A 3,252-nucleotide genomic window follows, 5' to 3' on the forward strand; every position below is an offset into this window, starting at 1 on the left:
CAACTATTTAACTGCTTAACTACTTAACTGCTTAACTACTTAACTATTTATATACTGTTGTATTAAAGGAGGCTGCATGTCTTCAGAAACATTACAAATTAAAAACTACATAGGTCTTACTGGGGATAAGCCCGTTAAATTTATAGCCTCTGATGTTGATGGTACATTGGTTAATGATGCAAAAACAATTCCGGATGAGGCTATTGAGGCCATTCGAGCTGCTCGTGAAAGCGGCATTCGCATAGCTATCGCTTCTGGTCGTGCCTGGAATGAGATGAACGATGTCATTGAGAAATTACCATGCCTACGCTATTTCATGTGCACCAATGGGGCCTATGTGATGGACAAGGACGAAAACCGTAGTTTATTCCATGTAACCTTTGATAAAGAACAAGCACTTTATTTACTGCGTAAACTTTTAACCTATGGTGTTTATGTAGAGGCCTATGTGAAAGATAAAATTTTTGGCATGTATCCGCCATATCGCTGTATTACACCTGAACGCTTGTGTGCTTGCGCAGATGAACGTAAGGAAAGTGGTACAAATCCTTCTCATAGTGTAATGGATAATTATATACCTAGTTCAATGGATCGTCATATATCTGCTGGTACAGAGGGGTATCTACCTGGTGAAACACATGATCACTATGCTTTAGCAGAAGGTGATGCGGCAGCCAATATACATATGTCTGACTGTGAAGTAGAACAGTCTAATTTCTTCTTTAGACCTAATATTCGCCCATTTATCTTAGCAACACGTACAATGGTTCCAGATTTATTAGCGTATATGGAATCTTTGGACGAAGGTCCTGAAAAGATGCAAATCTTCTATGGAGATGAGCCTATGCGCCAAAGAATCTTACAAGACTTGCGCGATGAATACCAAGGTCTATCTCATGATGGTACAGGCCGTGAAAGATTTTACGATGTACTGCTCTCTAGTGAAGGAAATCTTGAATTCGTACTGCCTCATACAACAAAGGGGACTGCTGTAGAGGCGTTGGCAAATCACTGGAAATTTAGTCCAGATGAAGTGATGACCTTGGGGGATAGTGAAAACGACTTATCTATGCTACGTTTTGCAGGTGCTAGTGTAGCCATGGATAATGGGAAGGCGAATATTAAAGAAGCAGCACGCTATGTGACGACAGATAATAACCACCAAGGCGTGGCAAAAGCGATTTACTCCGCTATTGCGTATAATAATGAGCTAAATAAAAGTAAATTGCTTTAATTCCGCTTTGATTAGATAAGCCATACACAAGAGGTGATGTAGAATGGGAAAATTAAAGTTTAATATAGACGATACTTGTGTTAAGTGTGGTGCTTGTGCTGAGGATTGTCCTGTTCAATGCATCACTGAAGGAGTGACTCGGTTTACTATCGGTACAGCCTGTATCGGCTGTGGCGATTGTTATTCAATCTGTCCTGTTGGGGCTGTGAAGATGCATAAAGAGGAGACTCCCAAGGGTAATAGTTAGAAATCGGAATGTTTAAATCCGGGGCGTTGAAAGTCCAAATGTTAAAAATCCGAACATTGAAAACTTACTTATAATTTTCATACGGAATATATGGAGTCCATATATTTCGTATGGTATAATAGACTGTAATGAAATTTAGCGTTTTGCTTGAAAAAACGCGCCCCCAGTACAGAAATGTATGGGCATTAAAAACTAGTGAATATACTTTCACAAATAGATGCATATGGAGGAAGGCATGGAAAACAAGGGATTTGTAATTGTTGTTGACTTTGGTGGTCAATATAACCAATTGATCGCGCGCCGTGTTCGTGAGAATCACGTATACTGCGAAGTATATCCATACAACAAAGCGCTGGAAAAAATTAAAGAATTAAAGCCACAAGGTATTATCTTCACAGGTGGTCCAAACAGCGTATATGAAGAAAATTCTCCTAAAATTGAAAAAGAGATTTTTGAGCTTGGCATTCCAGTTCTTGGCATGTGCTATGGTATGCAGTTTATGGCGCATACATTGGGCGGCGAAGTTAAATCTGCAGATAACCGTGAATTTGGTAAAACACCTACTAAAGTGGATACCACATCTCCATTGTTCAAAGGCTTGGACGAAGACCAAGTTGTTTGGATGTCTCATGTTGACTATGTTGCAAAAGTACCAGAAGGTTTTGAAATCATTGCGCATACAAAAGATTGCCCAGTTGCATCTATGCAAAATAAAGAACGTAAATTGTACGCTATGCAATACCATGCAGAAGTGTTGCACACTGAACATGGTAAAGAAATGCTTCACAACTTCTTGTACGAAGTATGTGGATTCACAGGCACATGGACAATGGCAAACTATGCAAAAACTGCTATTGAAGACATCCGTAAGACCGTAGGCGATGGCAAAGTATTGTTGGCATTGTCTGGCGGTGTAGATAGCTCCGTTGCAGCAGCTCTTATCTCTAAAGCTGTAGGCGACCAATTGACTTGTATCTTCGTTGACCATGGCTTGATGCGTAAAAACGAAGGCGACGAAGTTGAAGCAGCTTTCAAAGATTCCGGCATGCATTTCATCCGCGTAGATGCAGAAAAACGTTTCTTAGATAAATTGGCTGGCCTTGAAGATCCAGAAGCAAAACGTAAAGCTATCGGTGAAGAATTCATCCGCGTATTCGAAGACGAAGGTCGCAAAATTGGTTCCGTTGACTTCTTGGCACAAGGTACAATCTACCCTGATGTTATCGAGTCCGGTACTGGCGAAGCAGAAGTTATCAAATCTCACCACAACGTAGGTGGCTTGCCTGCAGTTGTAGACTTCAAAGGCCTTATCGAACCATTGCGTAACCTCTTCAAAGACGAAGTACGTGAACTTGGTTCTGAATTAGGCTTGGCTGACTACCTCGTATGGCGCCAACCATTCCCAGGTCCTGGCCTTGCTATTCGCGTAATGGGCGAAATCACGAAAGAAAAACTCGACATCTTGCGTGATGCAGATTATATCTTCCGTGACGAAATTGCAAAAGCTGGCCTTGATCGCAGCATCAATCAATACTTTGCAGTATTAACATCTACACGTACCGTAGGTGTTATGGGCGACTTCCGTACATACGATTACACATTGGCATTGCGTGGCGTAACAACAACAGACTTTATGACTGCTGACTGGGCACGCATTCCTTACGACGTGTTGGATACAATTTCCCGTCGTATCGTAAACGAAGTACAACACATCAACCGTATCGTGTACGATATTACATCTAAACCACCTGCTACAATTGAGTGGGAATAA

At 41.2% G+C, this 3,252-nt stretch carries 3 protein-coding genes; all 3 read left to right on the forward strand.

Annotation, left to right across the window (positions count from 1 at the left end):
* Window positions 1-76 precede the first annotated feature (76 nt).
* The 3 genes from RWZ05_RS08840 (at window position 77) to guaA (ending at window position 3,252) form a co-directional block, all read left to right on the forward strand.
* A complete protein-coding gene (locus tag RWZ05_RS08840) occupies window positions 77-1,234 on the forward strand; it encodes an HAD family hydrolase (RefSeq protein ID WP_314643832.1) in 1,158 nt (385 codons plus the stop codon).
* 43 nt (window positions 1,235-1,277) lie between these two features.
* Window positions 1,278-1,481 (forward strand): 4Fe-4S dicluster domain-containing protein, encoded by a 204-nt coding sequence (locus RWZ05_RS08845; RefSeq protein WP_314643834.1) that lies wholly within the window; start codon window positions 1,278-1,280, stop codon window positions 1,479-1,481.
* A gap of 235 nt (window positions 1,482-1,716) precedes the next feature.
* On the forward strand, window positions 1,717-3,252 hold the full coding sequence (gene guaA / locus RWZ05_RS08850) for a glutamine-hydrolyzing GMP synthase (RefSeq protein WP_314643836.1): 1,536 nt from the start codon (window positions 1,717-1,719) through the stop codon (window positions 3,250-3,252).

This window comes from uncultured Veillonella sp. (assembly GCF_963543145.1).
Classification (GTDB): Bacteria; Bacillota; Negativicutes; order Veillonellales; family Veillonellaceae; genus Veillonella.

What these genes read in the sequence shown, in the direction of transcription:
- RWZ05_RS08840 (WP_314643832.1), top strand. Translation starts at nt 77, where the DNA reads ATGTCTTCAGAAACATTACAAATTAAAAACTACATAGGTCTTACTGGG.
- RWZ05_RS08845 (WP_314643834.1), top strand. Translation starts at nt 1,278, where the DNA reads ATGGGAAAATTAAAGTTTAATATAGACGATACTTGTGTTAAGTGTGGT.
- guaA (WP_314643836.1), top strand. Translation starts at nt 1,717, where the DNA reads ATGGAAAACAAGGGATTTGTAATTGTTGTTGACTTTGGTGGTCAATAT.